The organism is Streptomyces carpinensis (assembly GCF_002154505.1).
GTDB lineage: Bacteria > Actinomycetota > Actinomycetes > Streptomycetales > Streptomycetaceae > Streptomyces > Streptomyces carpinensis.
Genome location: NZ_MUBM01000159.1, coordinates 1 through 17,181, shown reverse-complemented (window position 1 = coordinate 17,181; position 17,181 = coordinate 1). Strand labels below are relative to the sequence as shown.

Below are 17,181 nucleotides of genomic sequence, written 5' to 3'. Positions count from 1 at the left end.
GTCCTTCGGTCGAACGGGAAACCGTCAGTGTGCACGTTGACATAACAGACAGGCACACGAGCCAGCAGTTTACGCAGCAAGATGGACACCACGCGGCTGCACCGTGGCAGGCGGAGGCGTGGCCCGTACTGGGAATGGCGCTGCTCGACGGCGAAGTCTGGGGTGCGCCCGGCTCACCAGCTTTCTTTAGCAACACGACCAGTAGGGGTTTCATCCCAGGGCGAGCCTGATCCTGGACGCACGCGTATGGAGTTGAGCGTTGTGGCAATGGTTCGTCTCGCCGGGCCGCGGTTGACTGATCGGCATGACGAACGCACAGAACGTTCAGCCGAACCTTCAGCGGACCGGAACCAAGACGACCCTGGTGATCGGCGGCACCGGAAAGACCGGGCGCCGTGTGGCGGAGCGGCTCACCGCGCAAGGGCTGCCGGTGCGGGTGGGATCCCGCAGCGGCGAACCGCCCTTTGTGTGGGAGGACCCCAGCACCTGGGAGGCGGCGATCGAGGGCGTCGGAGCTGTCTACGTCACCTACTATCCCGACCTTGCGTTCCCGGGGGCCGCCGAGGCCGTCGGCGCCTTCTCCGAGCTCGCCGTGAAGAAGGGCGCGCGCCGCCTGGTACTGCTCTCCGGACGCGGTGAACAGGGCGCGGTCATCAGCGAGAACAAGCTCAAGGAGTCGGGCGCCGACTGGACCGTCGTACGGGCCAGTTGGTTCGACCAGAACTTCAACGAGAGCTTCTTCCTGGAGCCCGTCCTCGCCGGTGAGCTCGCTATGCCGACCGCCGACGCCGTGGAGCCGTTCGTGGATGCCGACGACATCGCCGACGTTGTCACCGCAGCCCTCACCGACGACAAGCACTTCGGCAGGACCTACGAGCTGTCCGGGCCCCGGTCGCTCAGCTTCCACGATGTGGCCGCCGAACTGTCACAGGTCACCGGACGGGAGATCACGTACCTCCCGGTCACCCTCGACGACTACCGGGCGGTCCTGCGGGAGAACGGGCTGCCGGTCGAGTTCGCCGACCTGTTCGGCCTGATCCTCGACGGACGCAACGCCGGCGTCGTCCACGGCGTGGAGGAGGCTCTCGGCCGCAGGCCGCGTGACTTCTCCGCCTTCGCGAGGGACGCCGCCGCCACCGGCATCTGGAACGTCTGAGAAACGTCTGGTACGGATTCGACCTGGCACGCGCCCTCAAGCCGAAACGGGGATCACCACATGGACGTGCTCACCGGGCTCCTGGACGGCCCCAAGGCGCGCGGCGCCTTCCTGCTCAAATCCGTCTTCAACCCGCCCTGGTCGCTGCGCATCGAGGACCGTGCCCCGATCTCCCTGGTCACCATGGTCCACGGCCACGCCTGGGTGATGCCCGACCACGGTGTCCCGGCCCGCATAGGCCCTGGCGACGTCGTCGTGTTGCGCGGCCCAGACCCGTACACGATCGCCGACGCGCAGGACACCCCCGTCCAGATCACCGTCGGCCCGGAACAGCGCTGCGGCACCAGTGACGGCGAGGACGTCACCGACAGCATGGCCCTGGGGGTGCGCACCTGGGGGGACCCGATTGGCCAGGGCTCGTCCGTCATGCTCAGCGGTACGTACCAGGCGCCTGGCGAGATCGGCCGCCGTCTGCTGGGCGCCCTGCCCGCCCTCCTGGTGCGGCCCGCCGCCCTCGACGACTCCCCGCTCGTACCCCTGCTGGCCGAGGAGATCGGCCGCGACGAGCTGGGCCAGGAACTGGTCCTCGACCGACTTCTCGACCTGCTCTTCGTCAGTGTGCTGCGCGCCTGGCTCGCCGAGCCGGACGCCGGTGCGCCGGCTTGGTACCAGGCCCGGTCCGACCCCAGGGTGGGGCCCGCACTTCGTCTTCTGCACGAACAGCCGGCCCATGCGTGGACGGTGGAGTCGCTGGCCCGCAAGGTCGGCGTCTCCCGGGCGGTTCTCGCCCGCCGCTTCGCCGAGGTCGTCGGGGAACCGCCGATGACCTATCTGGCCACCTGGCGTCTCGCCCTGGCCGCCGACCTGCTGCGCGAGCCGGACACCACGCTTGCCGCGGTGGCGCACCAGGTCGGCTACAGCAGTGCGTTCGCGCTGAGTTCGGCCTTCAAGAGGGTGCGAGGGGTCAGTCCGCAGGAGTACCGGAAGAGCGGCGCCTCACCGATCATCCTGCCGCCGGCGACACCGTCCCGGACGGTGGTACTGGGCGGCTGACGGGCCGGGCCGCTCGCGCCACGCCTCGCCGGACGGCCGGGCAGCCACCCCTGATTCCCGAGCTCGCGCGCCGCAATTCCACAGTGAGGACGCTCTGATGACCACTGATTCCCACTGCGTGCCGCTCGCGCCGCAGGCGCCGTCACCCCGGCCGAGCAGAGCCGCGGGCATTCTGCTGGTGATGTCTGTCACCACCGTGGGTCTGATGGCCGGTGTGTTCTTCGCCTTCGATGTGTCGATCATGCCCGGCCTCGCCCGTACCGACGACCGCGTGTACGCGGAGGCCATGCGGAACTTCAACCAGGTGATAGACGACAGCGGTCTGTTTGCCCTGATCTTTCTGGGCGCGCTCGCCGTGACGGTGGCCGTTGCCGTCCTCGAGTACCGCAAGGGGCGCCGCACGGTCGCCCTGTGGGCGGGTGCCGCCGCCGCGCTCTACGCAGTGGCGCTGCTGGTCACGGTCTCCGTCAACATCCCCCTGAACAACGAGCTCGCCGCGATCGGTGACCCGGCGAAGGCCGGCGACCTGTCGGTCGTCGACAAGTTCAAGGAGGTCTGGGAAACGACCAACATCATGCGCACACTATTGTGCACCGCCGCCCTGGGCTGCCTGGCGCATTGCCTGAAACTGCACGGCCGCGCAGGGGTCGGTGTCCCGGGCTGATCGTCCGGCGGTTGTGTTGTGCCGACCGGCGCGGGCCATCCGGAGCCTGCGTTGCACTGTGTTGTGCTCCCGTCCTGGTCACCGGCGGGCGCCGGGCTTGGGAAGCGGTCGGGGGCGGGGGATCGACCCCACCTGGTGCAATCGCCGTTCTCGGCGGCGCCGTGCGTAATGGTGCCGCCCTCCTGGAGAGACCGCATCCGCGGTGGCCTTCACCGCCCCTGATCGAGCTGTTGAAATCCGCACGTCGCCGGGCAGGTCGTCCTCCGGGTTGTGCCACCGCCTACCGTCCTCGATGCAGACCTTGGCCGTGAACGCCCTTCTCGTTCGCCTTGGCCTCCGCGACCAGGTTGCGCAGTGTCTTCTCCCCAGCCGCCGGGAACAGCACCTTGCGTACGTGTCTTCCCGGCCCTGCAGGAAGGCGGCAGGACGACAGTCCGCAGGAGCGCGCACCTCCCGGACCAGCGGGCCGGCCGCGTCAGCCGATGGGCGCCGGCATGGGCTGGACGTCGTAGTCGAGGCGGATGATGTCGCCGGTGGCGGGATCGCCCAGTTCCACGCTCCAGCCGTCGGCGAACTGGTCGACGCCGGGGGTCATGGGGATGGTGCCGGAGATCAGGACGGTGCCGGGCGTGAGCGCCTTTCGGGAGCGCAGGGTGTCGACCCAGTAGGCGGGGGTGAGGAGTTCGGCAAGGGTGCCGCATTGGATCTGGGTGCGGGTGCCGCCGTGGGTGACCCAGGCGTGCAGAGTGAGCTCATCGATGCGGGACTCCACGTCGGCCAGGCGCCAGGCGCGGCGCGCGAGGACGTCGGGGCCGGCGTTCTTGCTCCAGGCCACACCGTGCACCTCGAGGTCGCGGTCGGTGTGGTCGCAGGCGGCGGTCAGCAGGAGCTCCCCGTCGTCCGCCACGACGAGTGCCCACTCCGCCTCGCCGGACGTGTGTCCGTGCTGCACCTGGACCCGGTCGGTCTGCTGAGCGAGGTAGGGGGAGACGGGGTAGAGGGCCGGCGTGACGGACGGGCCGGGTACGCCGAGTTCTGCGAGTTCCGCGACGTGCGCGGCGACGTCCTCCTGGCTGCGTCCGGCGTACCCGGCGTTGAGGACCTGGACGACGTCGACCTCGCGGGTGGATCCGTCGGGCAGTTCGAAGGTCAGCACGGCCATGAGGGCTCCCAGGGGTCGGGCGATGAGCCGCAGAGCGGGTTTCTCCGCGGGCAAAGTTCTCGCGCAGGGCTTGCGCATACCGACTGTATACAAGAAGTATGCCGGAAGGTCGATGTCCCCGAGCAAGGATGGGCACCATGCACGACACCCCGCACGACGGCACGAAGGCGCCCGACAGGCACTCCGGCGTCCGCCGGGCCTTCGCCGCGAGCCTGGCCGGCACCTCCCTGGAGTGGTACGACTTCGCCGTCTACTCCGCGGCGGCCGCCCTGGTCTTCGGCGACCTGTTCTTCCCCTCGGAGGACCCGCTCACCGGCACGCTCCTGGCGTTCTCCACCTACGCGGTCGGCTATGTGTCGCGCCCGCTGGGCGGGGTCGTCTTCGGCCGCCTCGGTGATGTGATCGGCCGCAAGAAGGTGCTGATCGCCACGCTGATCCTGATCGGCGCGGCCACCTTCCTGATCGGCGTCCTGCCGGCGTACTCGACGGTCGGCGTGGCCGCCCCGATCGCCCTGGTCGTCCTCCGCTTCGCCCAGGGCGTCGGCGTCGGCGGCGAGTGGGGCGGCGCCGTCCTGCTGTCCAGCGAGTTCGGGGACCCGCGCCGCCGCGGCTTCTACGCCTCCGCCGCGCAGATAGGCCCACCCGCCGGCAATCTGCTGGCCAACGGCGTCCTGGCCGCCCTCGGCGCGCTGCTGACCGAAGCCCAGTTCGAGTCGTGGGGCTGGCGCGTCGCCTTCCTGCTCTCCGGCGTTCTCGTCGCGTTCGGGCTGTGGATCCGGGCGAAGCTGGAGGAGACCCCGGTGTTCAAGGCGATGGAGGCCGAACACACCCGCCCTGAGGCACCGATCCGCGAGGTCTTCACCACCCAGCCCCGTGCCCTGCTGGCCACGATCCTCTGCCGTGTCGGCCCCGACGTGCTCTACGCCATGTTCACCGTCTTCGTGCTGACGTACGCCACCAAGGAACTCGGCATGTCGCGCGGCTCCGCCCTCGCGGCCGTCCTCATCGGCTCCTCGCTCCAGGTGTTCCTCATGCCGCTGGCCGGCGCCCTCTCCGACCGGATCAACCGCCGCCTGCTGTACGGCTGCGCCGCCGTGGCGGCCGGCGTGTGGCCCTTCGTGTTCTTCCCGATGATCCACGGCGGCACCTGGCTGCCGCTCGCCACCGGTGTCGTCGTGGGCCTCGTGATCCACTGCTGTCTGTACGGACCCCAGGCCGCCTTCATCGCCGAGCAGTTCTCGCCCCGGCTGCGCTACACCGGCTCCTCTCTCGCCTACACCCTGGCCGGGATCATCGGCGGCGCCATCGCCCCACTGCTGTTCACCAGCCTGCTGAGTGCCTACGGCACCTGGGTACCGCTCGCCGCGTACATCGCCATCGCCTCGGCCGTCTCCCTCGCCGGGGTCTGGCTGGGGCGCGACCCCGAAGCCGCCATCGACGAGGACACCCGCCTCGCCGCGCCGAAAGCCCCGGCCGCGGCGGACGCCACCCGGTCCGTCTGACCCCTCATCCCGCCGACCCCGTCCTTCGAAGGAGGAACCGCACCGTGCGGATAGCCCTGAGCCAGCTCACCACCGGCCCCGACCCCGACAAGAACCTCCGGCTCATCGAGGAGTGGGCCCGGCGCGCCGCGGACGCCGAAGCCCGCATCGTCGTCTTCCCGGAGGCGGCGATGGCCTGCTTCGGCACCCCGCTGGCCCCGCTCGCCGAGCCCCTGGCCGGGCCATGGGCCGACGGGGTACGGCAGATCGCCCGGGCGACCCGCCTGGTCGTCGTGGCAGGAATGTTCACCCCGGCCCCCGGAGGCCGAGTGACCAACACCCTGCTGGCTACCGGGGACGGGGTCGAGGCGGCGTACGACAAGATCCACCTGTACGACGCCTTCGGCTACCGCGAGTCCGACACCGTTGCCGCGGGCTCCGGCACGACGGTGATCGACGTGGACGGCGTACGGCTGGGCCTGGCCACCTGCTACGACATCCGCTTCCCCGAGCTGTTCCGGGCCCACGCCGACGCCGGAGCTGTCGCCACACTGCTGGCCGCGTCCTGGGGGGCCGGGCCCGGCAAGCTCGACCAGTGGGAGCTGCTGGTGCGGGCCCGTGCCTTGGACGCCACTGTGTGGCTCGCCGCCGTCGACCAGGCCGACCCCGGCGCCGAGCCAGGTCCCGCGCCGACGGGCATCGGGCACAGCCGCATCGTCGGGCCCGACGGGACCGTACGGCACACGCTGGGTGCCGAACCCGGGCTGCTCGTGGCCGACCTGGACATCGACGAGGTCGCCGCGGTCCGGCAGAAGACCTCGGTACTGGCCAACCGGCGTCCGGAGCTGTGGCGATGAGCAAGCCCATGCTGGAGTTCCACCTGCCCGACGGACCGTGGAGCACCCCGGCCGGCGCCGTCCCCGGCATCGAGGAGCGCGTCCTGGCCGAGGACGCCGAGCACGGAGGCCGTACGGTGCTCCTGCGCTGGGCGCCGGGCACCGATAACTCGGAGCGGGGCGCGGCCCGGCACGACTTTTGGGAGGAGGTCTATCTCGTGGCGGGAACGCTGCACGACCTGACACTCGACCGGACCTTCACCGCAGGTATGTACGCCTGCCGCCCACCAGGGATGCCGCACGGCCCCTGGGTATCACGTGACGGTGTCACCATGCTGGTGACCACCTACCCCGAGCCGGGCCCGGCGGGCCCTGCCGGCCGCTGAAGAAGCCTGGGTCTGCCAGCCTCGCAGGCCCGGTTCCGATGCAGGTCGTGCGGCGTCGTTGCGCACGCCGACCTGAACGCTTCCCGCAACATCGCCCGCAAGTGCGAGGCCGTGTGGAATGCGGGGTGTGAGTCACGCGTCCCGGTCTTCTCCCCGTAGGTGACTCAGACGCGGGAGGTTACGCGGCAGCCAGTCGCGCCCTACCTGCGAGCCCGGTCCTTCACTGCCGGGTCAAGTTGACGGGCAAGTAGCTAGCCTGCGAGCAGCACCTTGAGTGTCGACTCCAGATGGTGATCGATGGCGGCGCAGGCGGCCTGTGCGTCACCGGCGGCGAGGGCGTCCAGGATGGCCTCGTGCTCCTGGAGCACGGCTTCCTGACGTCCCTGCTGGTTGAAGAGGGCCACCACTCCGGCGCGGACCTGGCGGCTGCGCAGGCCGTCATAGTGCCGGTCCAGGAGGGTGTTGCCGACGGCGGACACCAGCGCCGAGTGGAACCGGTGGTCGACCGCGATGAACTCCCGGGCCTGGTCGGCGCCGGTGAGCTCGCGCTGCCGTTCCAACAGGGAGCGCAGCTCCGCTACCGGCGCTCGGTTACCGGAGACGAGCTGCTGGGCGGCGTACCGCTCGACGATGCCCCGCAGTTCCATGAGCTCTCGGATCTCTCGCCCCGCCAGGGGTGCCACCCGGGCACCCCGCTTGGGCACGAGCTCGACCAGATCCTCGGCCGCGAGCTGCAGCAGCGCCTCCCGGATAGGCGTTCGGGAGACACCGATGCGGTCGGCGAGCTCCTGCTCCGACAGGAAGGTCCCCTGCATTTCGGGATCCGTCAGTACCGTGTCCTTGAGATACGTGTACGCCTTCTCCCGACCGGACGTCACGGCAACCCCCAGGCTCTGCATACAGCTTGTATACGAACGTTACCATGCGGCATCCGCCGTTGCGCTGCTGGAGAGGAACGGCTGGGTGCGCCGGGAGCGCTGCGCCTGAGCCGGCGGGTTGCCCCGTACCTCTTGGTCAGTGACGAGACGATCAAGATGGCGTCTCGTTGGCTCCTCGAAGAGGGCGGATTCACCGACTCCGATCGGCATACCGGCCGCTGCCGGTGTCTGGTCGCAATGGCGATCTGCAGGGATGACACGCTGGGGTGTCAGATCATCTCCGGCTGGATGCGCGGATCGCGGTCGAGGAATTCCTGTTCGGTGTGCAGGGCTCGGTTGCCCGCGAACCGGTCCAGTGCAGCGAGGACCTGTTGCTTGTCAGCGCCGAAGCTCCCGATCGGCCCGATGGTGCGGTTGCCCAGTCGGTGCAGTTCGTCGGGCAGGCGTGGATCCTTTGTCGAGGGGAAACGCACCCCCTGCCGTAAGTGGACCACCAGGAGGTGGTTGGCCTCGTAGACCTGTGTCAGTCGCGGGTTCACTGAACCGGGGTTGGGCCGCAGAACCCCCACGTGTGTGAGGTCCCGCCACGGTATCCGCGAGGTGCCGGTGACGTTCGTCTTCCTGCGCTGCTCAACCCTGATGGCCGAGCGGTCGATGATCAACTCTGTTTCCGACGGTGCCGCCCCGAGGACCAAGGCGGCGATCAGCCCGATCAGTAGTGCGAAGCCGCCGCACCATACAGGGATGGCCCACAGCCAACTCGGATCATGGTTCAGCCATGCGAACAGCCCGGCGAGCCCGGCAAGGGACAGGGAGATGACCAAGAAGGGCTTCACCATGTTTGCCTTCAACTGCGTCTTCATCTCCGCTCGCGCGCAGCGGAAGCGGACCTCGTCCACCGCGTCGCTCGGCGGTTCGTCGGGTTCGGCTCGGCCTCGCGACAGTGACAGGCCCGCGGCGGTATCGGTCGCCCGCTGCCGGGGCCGGGGCAGACCACGGGACTGGCTGCAACAGCGGCGGTTCAACACGAAGTCCGCTCACCGGCTGCGACCGGCACCGATTCAAGGCGATCCCGGGCAATTCGGTCGGCCGGAGCAAGACTTCAGGACACTTCTAGGCGACGTCGTCCTCGCTGTCGTCGAGCTCGCGCATGACCCTGCGTTCGATCGCCTCGACGTCGTAGCGGGCGTCGGGGTTCCCCTCGGCCGCACGGACCGCGCCGCGGACCAGTGCGAGGTAAAACAGCGCCGGCGCGCAGGGTGTCCACTTCTCGTCGGGCTGGTCGCGGATGAACCGCAGGACGGTCTCTGGGTCCGTCGAGACGAAGGCGTGGCGGTCGTGTTCCCACTTGTCCTCCACGCCCCGGCTCCAGCGCTCGCGCAGGTCGTCCTCGGACAGGTCGGTCAGCACGGCCCGGAAGAATGCGGCCCACTGGTTGTTGCGCAGGTCGAAGCCGAAGCCGATCAGTTCGAGGTCGACGTCGTCTGAGGCGAGGACGGCCAGTTCCTCGCGCAGCGCCCGGCGGGCGACGGCGTGCAGGCTGACCCGCCCGTCAGGGGAGAGATCATGGTTGCGGGCGAGTCCCTCGTTCGCGGACGAGTTCCATTTCGACTTGTTCGGCCCCACGACCCGGGCGCTGCGGTGGGAGAACAGCATCTTGCCGTCCTTGCCCGTCTCCACCGCGACGTTGACGCCGAAGCTGCAGAACATGAACTCCGGAGCGTCCAAAGGGTCCTTGCCGTCCATGTACTGCTGACGGAGGGTTAGGCCGTTCCTCTGCTTGCGGTCCAGGTTGATGGACGTGGTGAGGAAGTCGTAGTAGTCGGCGTCGCACAGCGTCAGGGTGGCAACCGGGTCCTCGGCCGTGTGGGTGCGGGTGACGATCAGACGCCGCACCGCGAACCGCGGGTTGTTCCAGCGGTGTGGCTCGCCGGCCGCTTCCTTGGCGGCCTCCTGCGCCTCGATCTCCCGGCGCCACTCGGCAATCTCCTCGGGAAGCTCGACCGGCTCAGGCACATATCGCACCCGCACGTTCTCCTCGGTGATCGAGCGTGTTCCGTCACCTTCGAAGATATGGCAGTCGGTCCGGCGTCCGACCACGGTGAACCGGTCCCTGGAGGTCATCAACACGCCTTTCTCGAGGCTTTATTGGCGATCACGTGACACGCCTCATGCTGGTCGATCAGTATAGGTGCGGGAGGGGTTGCGGGGATGTCGGTCGAGTTCGAGATCAGACGGGAGGAGCTGCGGTCGTCCGGCCTGGTCGGCACGGTGGCCATCGCCGAGTACGGAGAGCGGGGCGGACTGCGCGACCGCAAGCACGTGCTGCGCGCACGGGAGCGGTTCATTCGGCTGTGCGACCGGCTCGGCTTCGGCCGGGCGGAGAAGCTCGAGGGCGACGGAACACGGGCGGCTGTGGAGGCTGGCCTCGACCGGTTCGTCGCGGCCGAGGCCGAACGGAAGATCTTCTACTGGACCGGGCACGGCCACGCCACTGACAACAGCTACCTCCTTGCGTGCCGGGACAGTTACGAGCCGGGCGCGCCGCATCCCCACCCCCGTCGCGCGATGCCGTTCGAGTCCCTGATGCTCGAACTCTCCCGGGTGCGGGGCTCCGAACTTCTGGTGGTCATCGACGCCTGCGAGTCGCAGCGCACCCTGCACGGCAGCCGGACGCTCCACGGCGCTTTGCACGTCTTCCGCGGGATCCCTGAGTCGGCGGACGGTTTCATGGTCCTGGCCACCGCCGGTGCCGACCGCCAGGTGGAGGAGAGCCTCTGGGTGGAGTGGCTGCAGCAGGCCCTGGAGAACCCGGAGCTCGAATTGGACGGGACTGTACGGCCGTTCGAGCGGACGGCGCCCTTCCTGCTGGTGCCGGACCTGCTGGAGGCGATCGACCGACGCGCCCAGGCGGCCGGCTTCGACGACGCCGCGTTGCGACCGGCGTTTAATGAGATCCGCTCCATGAGCCGCCGGTTCCTGCACAACCCGTACTTCGACGCGGGGGACACCGTCTACCGCCCCGCCGTCCTGCCGCCCGACCGGGAGCCCTGGCTCACCTCCCGTCGGCTCGGCCCGATGACCGGCGGCATCCAACCGCACCAGTTCTCTGGCCGGGTGCGTCCGCTGAGCCGGCTCGTCACCTGGATGGCCTCCCAGAGCCGCGGCATGCTCGTGGTCACCGGCCCGACCGGCACCGGAAAGACCGCGCTCCTCGCCCGGCTGGCCCTGCTCTCCGTGCCCCGCCTGCAGCAGGCGCTTGACCCCCCACCGCCGCCGCAGACCGTGCCGCCGCCCGGGTCCGTCCACGGCGCGGTGTCCTGCCACGGAGCGTCGTTGCACTCCCTGGCCCACGACCTGCTGCGGGTCCTGGCCCCGCTCGGTGTCGAGACGCCAGAGGAGGCGGGGATCCCCGCGCAGGTGGCTGCGGACCGGATCGGCGAGGCGGTGCCGCGCAACGGCGGCATCACGCTGCTCGTGGATGGACTGGACGAGGCCATGCCCGGCCAGGCCCACGAGATCGCGCGCCGGCTGCTGAATCCGCTCTCCCGGTACCCCGGTGTGAAGGTGATCGTCGGCACGCGGACCCGCCCCCGCCGGCCCATGGAGGGGGAAACGCGTGAGTCGCTGCTCGATGCGCTCGACCGCTCTTCCCCCGACCTTGTTCTCGACCGGGACCGGGAGACCGAACGCGACATCGCCACGCTGGTGGCGTCCGTGCTCGCCGAGGTCCCCGGCTCGCCGTACGCCGGTCCGGACGCCGAGGTGCTGCGGCGGGAGACCGCGGCACGGGTGGCGTGGCGGTGCGGCCGTAGGTTCCACGTCGCCCACCAGACGGCCCGGACCCTCGCCCGGCAGCCGGAACCGCTGTCCGCGGACCAGGTGGACTCCCTCGTCCGACACGGGGGCGACGAGCTGCGCGAGCTGATGACGGACGAGTTGGGCGTCCTCGATCCGGGCGACCGCGGCCGCTACGCTGAGCTGCTGCTGCCGCTCGCCGTGGTCCAGGGGCCGGGCCTGGCCGACCGCGACCTGTGGCTGCGTCTGGCCAACAGGCTGCGCCGGAGGGGCACGTTCGAGATCACGCGCGGGATGCTCGATGCCATGCTCCAGCAACTCAAGGGCGTGCTGATCACGACGGAGCGCCAGCCGGGGCAGGAGCCGCTGCACCGTCTCGACCACACCAGTTACGGGACCGCCCTGCTGGAGCGCGCCCGGCTGAGCGAGGCAGCGGCGCACCGCCGCATCTTCGAGGCCCTGCACCGGCCGGCCGGCGACTGGGACCAGGCCGACACGTACACCCTGACCTACCTGGGCGCGCACGCGGCCCAGATCCCGGTGAGCCCCGACGACCCCCCGGACGAGCAGCACCCGCTGGAGCAGCTGTTCTGCGACCCGGGGTTCCTGGTGCGCACGGAGCCGGACGTCATGCTGCCGCTCACCGGGCGACTCATCGGCACCTGCGACGGCGCCGCGCTGTACCGGCGGGTCGGCGCCAGGTTCCGCAGCCACACCTCGGTCCACCAGCGCCAGGCGATGCTCGGCGCCGAGGCGTTCGTGGGCCACCCCGACACCCACGAGACGCTCGGCCGCCTCCTGGGCTTCGCCGAGCAGGCCTGGCAGGAGGTGTGGAGCGACGCGGTCCCGCAGCCGCCGGAACTGACGCTGCCCGCCCCGCTCGGCGGCGCCCTGGCCCTGAGCTGGAGCCGGGCCGCGGGCGGCACGATATCCGTGGCCGGCCGCGGCGAGATCGTCACCCGGCGGGCCGACACGGGAGCCTACCTGCACACCAGACGCACCGCCGACGGGCGGGCGACGGACTCGGTGTTCACCGAGGTCCGCGAGGCGACTGCCCGGGGCAGGCGGATCACGGCGTCCCACGACGGGCGGTCGCTGCACCTGTGGTGGGGGGACGAGCGCCGGCCGCGTCGGAGTTACACCTGGGACGGCCGGATCGGCGCCCTGGACGCCGCCCGCTGCGACGACGGCATCCAGATCGTCGCGGCGGACGGAAAGTGCGTATGGGCCTGGCGGTGCGCCGTGACGCCCGGACACGCTGGGGACGCCTGGGACGTACGCCACGACGTCTTGGCGGACCCGGCCGAGCGGGTGGCGCTGCTGAGCCTGCGGGACCGGTGCTTCCTGCTTACCGCGGGCGACACGCTGACCCTGCACGAGCTGAACGGCAAGCTGTACGGCGATCAGGACCTGGTGCGTGGCCGCTGGGAGGTGCCCACGGACCCCGGCCGCCGCCTTGCCGTCGCCACCCTCCCGGAGGGCGCCGAGAGCGGACTCGTCGCGGTGTCCGAGGCGGCCTCGAACGGAGAGCGGGTCACCCTCTGGCGCATCACCGCGGAGGGGCACGCGGCCCTGGTCGTCACCCGCCTGCGCGCCTACGATTCCGCGGCCCGGCAGATCGCCCTCGGGTGGCGGGGTGATCTGCCGCTCCTCGCCCTGCACGAGGGCCACCAGGTCCGGGTGCGCAGCGCCACCGACGACACGGTCGACGCGGTGCTGGAGCTGGCCAGCGAGCGCAACGGGCTGGCGTTCGACCCCGCGGGCACGGGCCGGCTGGCCGTCGGAGACGGCGACGAGGTACGGGTGATCGACACCGCGGCGCTGGTCGCCGCCGGCGCTCCGCCGCGACCCCGGCGCGGCGAACCCTGGCCGAGGCCCGCAGTCGCGCCGGGCCCGTCCGGGACAGAGGTGCTGCTGGCGCGGCCGGCCGGCTGGCATGTGCTGCTCGGCCTGCACCACCCGGTGCGCGGGTCGGCCGGACAGGGCATCGTGCTGCCGTGCGGGGCGCGGGTGACCGCCGTGTCCGCTCTGGGCCACGAGGACGGCTGGACCGTGGCCGCAGCGGCGGGGCGCCGCGTCCGCGTGTGGCGGTTCGACCAGGACCTGAGGGAGCACACCGAGGACACACCCGTCGACCTGAGCGGCGATGCCGGAGACACCGTTGCCGGTCTGGCCCTGGCTCCCGGTCCGCCCGACGGGCCCTGGCTGTTCGTGCCCGAGGGCCGGCGAGTGGTGCCGTACGTGCGCAAGGGCGTCTTCTGGGCGCCGCAGGAGGCCATCGAGGCCGCCCAGATCAAGGTGGGCGACGTGGCCGCGCGCACGGTGTCCGGGCGGACCTGGGTGGCGGCGGACTGCGGCGATTCCGTGGCCCTGTGGGAGAGCACAGAGGGTGGTTTCGTCCGCCTCGGGCAGCGTCCCGCGAGTCCCGATCCCCGCGCGGGCCTCGCCCTGACGTGCCGTCATGACGGCGGCGAGGTGCTGCCCCTGCTCGCCTGGAGCATGGCGGGCACGGCCCAGTTGTGCGAGTACGACGGCCGAACACCCGTGCGCCGGTTGTCCAGCCCCCACGGCACCCCGACCGCCCTGGCCTTCGCCGGCAGCCTCAAGCGCCCCCTGCTGCTGGCCTTCGGCGGCACCGCGACCGTCGCGGTCCGGGACGTCGTGGACGAAACCTGGGTCGCCGGGTTGGCCGTCCCGTACCGGGGCAATGACGTCCACACGGCGAACGCCGTGCAACTTCCGCGCCACGGCCTGTCGTTGTTCCTGCAGGGCCGCGACCGGTGCGACCAGGTGAGGATCCCCCAGGACCGCCTCGCGGCCGCTGTGGGCCGCGTCTGAACCGGGTGACGACGGGGACGATCTCCGGGCCGGGATCCGGCCCGGAGAGACCGAGAGAAAGAAGACGGAGAGCTGACGCCATGATCCACGACCTGGTTGTCTTCGTGCCCGGCATCCTCGGCACGCGTCTGACCCGCGACGGCAAGGACGTGTGGAACCAGTCGAAACAGGCGCTGCTGAGCCTGCGCAGTCCGGCGAAGGCCGTGGAGGGGCTGATGCTGCCGCCCGGCATTGGCGACGAGGCGCCTGACGGACCGTACGCGGTGGAGGCCGGCCGGCTGCTCAAGGGCCCCGAGGCGCTGCCCGGGTTCCTGTCCTGCATCGGCTATCCCGACGTCCAGGCGGCACTGGGCTGGTACGACGGCGAGCGGACCGGCCCGGGACTGCACCCGAAGCAGTTCATGGTGTTCCCCTACGACTGGCGGCTGTCGAACCGGTTCACGGCCCGGCGTCTGAAGGAGCGGATCGCAACCGCCCTGGACGAGTGGCGGGCGATCGCGCCCGGGGTGTACCCGGTGGCCCACGACGATCCGCCGAAGGTCGTGTTGATGTGCCACTCCATGGGCGGACTGGTTGCCCGCTACTACCTCGAGTGCCTGGATGGTCGTCAGGACGCGCGCGCCTTGGTCACCCTGGGCACGCCCTTCCAAGGTGCGGCGAAGGCGGTCCGGGTCCTCACCGGTCGGGCGATGGAGCCCGGAAATCTGGCCACCCGGGCCCTTCAGCGGGTGCTGTCGGTCAACGAAAGACTCGCCACGCTGGCCCGATCCTTTCCATCCGTCGCACAGCTGCTCCCGGTGTACGCGTGTGTGGTGAACGAGGACGGAAACGGCAGGACGTGGCTGAAGCGGGCGCCCGTGCCCGACCTGCCGTCCGAACTGGTGCGGGAGGCATTCGACTTCCACGAGGAGATCACCGACGCCTGGGAGCGCCACCAGATCGGTCTCGCCGCACCACCGTACCGGGTGCACTGCTTCGCAGGCCGGGCGCACCCCACGGTGCACGGCGTCGTGGTAGGAGCCGACGGGAGCCTCGCGTTCCCCACGGGCCTCGACAACGACAGGGACTGGGGTGGGGACGGCACGGTCCCGGGCGGCTCGGCCTTCGCCTCCTGGGTGCTGGAGCGCGAGGACGAGGCGCTGTGGAACGGCGAGCGCCATGCCGGCATGGCCGGCGCGGAGGCCCTGCGGCATCAGCTGATGGCGATCCGCCGCAGCAGGCCCGCCCGTCAGATGCTCGGGAGTGACGCCGACTTCGGCCTGGAGGTGCCCGACATGGCGGTGGCCGGCGAGCCGTTCACAGTCCGGGCGAGCGGCCCGACCGTCACCGGACGGACGCTTCGGGCACGGCTGACCGCTCCCGGACTGCCGGACACCGATGCCAAGCCAGTGACCCTGCTGCCGGACGGGACGGGCGGTCAGGTCGCCGAGCTGACGGCGGCGGAGGGCACGTGGATGCTGCGGGTGGAGGCCGACCGGCCGTATGCCGTGTGCCACGAGGTCGTCACCGTCGCCGAGGGGTGAGGACAGATCCGGTCCAGGCCGGGCCCGATCACGGTCGGCGTGCGGTGACCAGGCCCGATTCGTGGGCGAACACCACCGGCTGCGCCCAGTCCCGTCCGCTTCCACAGCCGTAAGACGACTTTCTGCTGCGGATGCCCCGGCACCGGGTCGGCAGGCAGTACGACATGGACCGGCACTGGCACAAGCTCGGGGCCCGGCAGCGTCGTCGGAGGGCGTGAGTCACGGCCCCACGGTGGACGGGACGTCCCACGAGCCGCCCAGGATCAGGCTCAGGCCGCTGCCGGGGCTGACCAGGGTGGCGCTGAGGCGCTTGCCGTTCAGCCAGGCTTCCGCATACCCGAACTGGAGGAACAGCCCAGCCTCGCCGGGCTGTTGGGACGGTGCTCCACGGTGAGCGGGCGGGCGGGTCGGCGAGGCGGGCTCGAACGCGTACATGGCGCAGGACTCTGGGCCCGGATGAGAGCACCGACCGCATCCCGGTGCGTCTGCTCGGCGTCGGCCAGAGCTGCCTTGGCGCGCTCGGCGGCTGGGCCCGTCACCTGGCCGTGCTCGAACCGGGCTTCCGCCGCCGTCTCGGCAATCTGGAGCGGTCGGGTGGGCTGATACGCGACGGCCGCGGCTGGAACACCTGTCGCCTGGGCCACTGACCGGCCAGGGCTGGGCTCAACTGGCTGCGGCAGCGCTGTGACCAGCTGTGGTCGGGGCCTGTGGTCGGGGTAGGGCAGCGGCTGCACCAGGGTGAGCAGGGACTGCGCGGGGCGTCTCCAGGCTCTGGGACTGGCTCCAGTTGGGTCGGTGCGGGTGGTCACGACGCTGGTGCCTCGCCGAGGTTGCGTCCAGGGAAGTGGTGTACGGGTTCGACCTGATCCGGGGGTTTGCTCCGGCATCGGGGTGAGGCCCGCATAGACGAACGGCAACCGGCTGATCTTTCAAGACGACCAAGTCTTTGAAGGAGGCCGGCCGCGGCGGCAACGCTCGCTCCTGCAGCGGCAACCTTGCGTCGTACGGTCATGTCTTCTCCCCGCGTGGGCAAGTGCGGCTCCGAGCGCACCCGACGGTGATGACATACGCCCCCGGACTGGACTGGACCAGGGACAGCGCATGCCCTTGCGTGTCAGTGGATTTGGCATGCCTTGAGGACGTGCCAAGACAGTCTGTTGTGTGACGGATTCAAGCCGCCATGCCTTTCAGCCCTGGCCAAAACGGCCAAGTCAGGACAAGATCGGTGAGCGTCATGCGCTTACACTTCACCGCGTCCGACCTATGCAGGATCACTCTCATGGCGCCCGACGCGCTGGAGGAGACCGCATTCAGCGTGCGCCTCCTACGCGTCGGACCGACTGGCAGGCACGGGATGCGTTGAGGGCGGCGATGTCCTCGGCGATGCGGCTGGGGCGGGTGGCGCC

The 17,181-nt window shown here is 70.6% G+C and carries 15 protein-coding genes; 10 read left to right on the top strand and 5 right to left on the bottom strand.

Annotated elements, in window-relative coordinates; all coding sequences use genetic code 11:
• The first annotated feature begins 304 nt into the window (after positions 1–304).
• The 3 genes from BZY54_RS21355 to BZY54_RS21345 all read left to right on the top strand — a co-directional run bounded on the left by BZY54_RS21355 (position 305) and on the right by BZY54_RS21345 (position 2,873).
• The gene (locus tag BZY54_RS21355) at positions 305–1,156 is read left to right on the top strand and encodes an NmrA family NAD(P)-binding protein (RefSeq protein WP_208640716.1); all 852 of its coding nucleotides are present in this window, start codon (positions 305–307) and stop codon (positions 1,154–1,156) included.
• Positions 1,157–1,216: 60 nt separating this feature from the next.
• Positions 1,217–2,209: an AraC family transcriptional regulator gene (locus BZY54_RS21350; RefSeq protein WP_086726829.1), complete on the top strand. Its 993-nt coding sequence runs from the start codon at positions 1,217–1,219 to the stop codon at positions 2,207–2,209.
• Between the two features lie 97 nt (positions 2,210–2,306).
• Positions 2,307–2,873, top strand: coding sequence for an anthrone oxygenase family protein (locus BZY54_RS21345; RefSeq protein WP_086726828.1), 567 nt, complete (start codon positions 2,307–2,309; stop codon positions 2,871–2,873).
• A 475-nt stretch (positions 2,874–3,348) separates the two neighbouring features.
• On the opposite strand, the gene BZY54_RS21340 is transcribed toward BZY54_RS21345, so the two are convergent.
• A complete protein-coding gene (locus BZY54_RS21340; protein ID WP_086726827.1) occupies positions 3,349–4,035 on the bottom strand; it encodes a DUF2848 domain-containing protein in 687 nt (228 codons plus the stop codon).
• A gap of 137 nt (positions 4,036–4,172) precedes the next feature.
• Between BZY54_RS21340 and BZY54_RS21335 the strand changes: the two genes are divergently transcribed.
• The 4 genes from BZY54_RS21335 to BZY54_RS21320 are packed head-to-tail and all read left to right on the top strand — an operon-like array spanning position 4,173 to position 6,897.
• Positions 4,173–5,537, top strand: coding sequence for an MFS transporter (locus tag BZY54_RS21335; RefSeq protein ID WP_086726841.1), 1,365 nt, complete (start codon positions 4,173–4,175; stop codon positions 5,535–5,537).
• Between the two features lie 44 nt (positions 5,538–5,581).
• Positions 5,582–6,373: a carbon-nitrogen hydrolase family protein gene (locus BZY54_RS21330; RefSeq protein WP_086726826.1), complete on the top strand. Its 792-nt coding sequence runs from the start codon at positions 5,582–5,584 to the stop codon at positions 6,371–6,373.
• Entirely contained in the window at positions 6,370–6,738 is a 369-nt protein-coding gene (locus BZY54_RS21325; protein ID WP_086726824.1) for a cupin domain-containing protein, read from the top strand. The genes BZY54_RS21330 and BZY54_RS21325 overlap by 4 nt, the downstream gene beginning before the upstream one ends.
• Before the next feature lie 6 nt (positions 6,739–6,744).
• Complete coding sequence (locus BZY54_RS21320; protein WP_425276297.1) at positions 6,745–6,897, top strand: zinc ribbon domain-containing protein; 153 nt, start codon at positions 6,745–6,747, stop codon at positions 6,895–6,897.
• A gap of 92 nt (positions 6,898–6,989) precedes the next feature.
• Here the strand turns inward: BZY54_RS21320 and BZY54_RS21315 are convergent, their stop codons facing one another.
• From BZY54_RS21315 to BZY54_RS21305, 3 genes are all read right to left on the bottom strand, one after another.
• Positions 6,990–7,616, bottom strand: coding sequence for a GntR family transcriptional regulator (locus BZY54_RS21315; RefSeq protein WP_086726840.1), 627 nt, complete (start codon positions 7,614–7,616; stop codon positions 6,990–6,992).
• A 269-nt stretch (positions 7,617–7,885) separates the two neighbouring features.
• The gene (locus BZY54_RS21310; RefSeq protein ID WP_143668083.1) at positions 7,886–8,479 is read right to left on the bottom strand and encodes a hypothetical protein; all 594 of its coding nucleotides are present in this window, start codon (positions 8,477–8,479) and stop codon (positions 7,886–7,888) included.
• A 250-nt stretch (positions 8,480–8,729) separates the two neighbouring features.
• Positions 8,730–9,740, bottom strand: a complete 1,011-nt coding sequence (locus BZY54_RS21305) for a translation initiation factor 2 (RefSeq protein ID WP_086726820.1) — start codon at positions 9,738–9,740, stop codon at positions 8,730–8,732.
• Positions 9,741–9,827: 87 nt separating this feature from the next.
• Between BZY54_RS21305 and BZY54_RS21300 the strand changes: the two genes are divergently transcribed.
• Together BZY54_RS21300 and BZY54_RS21295 are read left to right on the top strand one after the other, a co-directional pair.
• Positions 9,828–14,252 carry an AAA family ATPase gene (locus BZY54_RS21300; protein ID WP_086726818.1) on the top strand — a complete coding sequence of 1,475 codons (4,425 nt, stop codon included), beginning with the start codon at positions 9,828–9,830 and terminating at the stop codon, positions 14,250–14,252.
• Positions 14,253–14,332: 80 nt separating this feature from the next.
• On the top strand, positions 14,333–15,775 hold the full coding sequence (locus BZY54_RS21295; RefSeq protein ID WP_086726816.1) for an esterase/lipase family protein: 1,443 nt from the start codon (positions 14,333–14,335) through the stop codon (positions 15,773–15,775).
• Positions 15,776–15,994: 219 nt separating this feature from the next.
• On the opposite strand, the gene BZY54_RS21290 is transcribed toward BZY54_RS21295, so the two are convergent.
• Complete coding sequence (locus tag BZY54_RS21290; RefSeq protein ID WP_086726814.1) at positions 15,995–16,210, bottom strand: hypothetical protein; 216 nt, start codon at positions 16,208–16,210, stop codon at positions 15,995–15,997.
• Between the two features lie 44 nt (positions 16,211–16,254).
• Here BZY54_RS21290 and BZY54_RS50945 point away from each other — a divergent pair, with 44 nt between their 5' ends.
• On the top strand, positions 16,255–16,422 hold the full coding sequence (locus BZY54_RS50945) for a hypothetical protein (RefSeq protein WP_158103892.1): 168 nt from the start codon (positions 16,255–16,257) through the stop codon (positions 16,420–16,422).
• The last annotated feature ends 759 nt before the right edge of the window (positions 16,423–17,181 follow it).

What these genes read in the sequence shown, in the direction of transcription:
- BZY54_RS21355 (WP_208640716.1), top strand. Translation starts at nt 305, where the DNA reads ATGACGAACGCACAGAACGTTCAGCCGAACCTTCAGCGGACCGGAACC.
- BZY54_RS21350 (WP_086726829.1), top strand. Translation starts at nt 1,217, where the DNA reads ATGGACGTGCTCACCGGGCTCCTGGACGGCCCCAAGGCGCGCGGCGCC.
- BZY54_RS21345 (WP_086726828.1), top strand. Translation starts at nt 2,307, where the DNA reads ATGACCACTGATTCCCACTGCGTGCCGCTCGCGCCGCAGGCGCCGTCA.
- BZY54_RS21340 (WP_086726827.1), bottom strand. Translation starts at nt 4,035, where the DNA reads ATGGCCGTGCTGACCTTCGAACTGCCCGACGGATCCACCCGCGAGGTC.
- BZY54_RS21335 (WP_086726841.1), top strand. Translation starts at nt 4,173, where the DNA reads ATGCACGACACCCCGCACGACGGCACGAAGGCGCCCGACAGGCACTCC.
- BZY54_RS21325 (WP_086726824.1), top strand. Translation starts at nt 6,370, where the DNA reads ATGAGCAAGCCCATGCTGGAGTTCCACCTGCCCGACGGACCGTGGAGC.
- BZY54_RS21310 (WP_143668083.1), bottom strand. Translation starts at nt 8,479, where the DNA reads ATGAAGACGCAGTTGAAGGCAAACATGGTGAAGCCCTTCTTGGTCATC.
- BZY54_RS21305 (WP_086726820.1), bottom strand. Translation starts at nt 9,740, where the DNA reads ATGACCTCCAGGGACCGGTTCACCGTGGTCGGACGCCGGACCGACTGC.
- BZY54_RS21300 (WP_086726818.1), top strand. Translation starts at nt 9,828, where the DNA reads ATGTCGGTCGAGTTCGAGATCAGACGGGAGGAGCTGCGGTCGTCCGGC.
- BZY54_RS21295 (WP_086726816.1), top strand. Translation starts at nt 14,333, where the DNA reads ATGATCCACGACCTGGTTGTCTTCGTGCCCGGCATCCTCGGCACGCGT.
- BZY54_RS21290 (WP_086726814.1), bottom strand. Translation starts at nt 16,210, where the DNA reads ATGTACGCGTTCGAGCCCGCCTCGCCGACCCGCCCGCCCGCTCACCGT.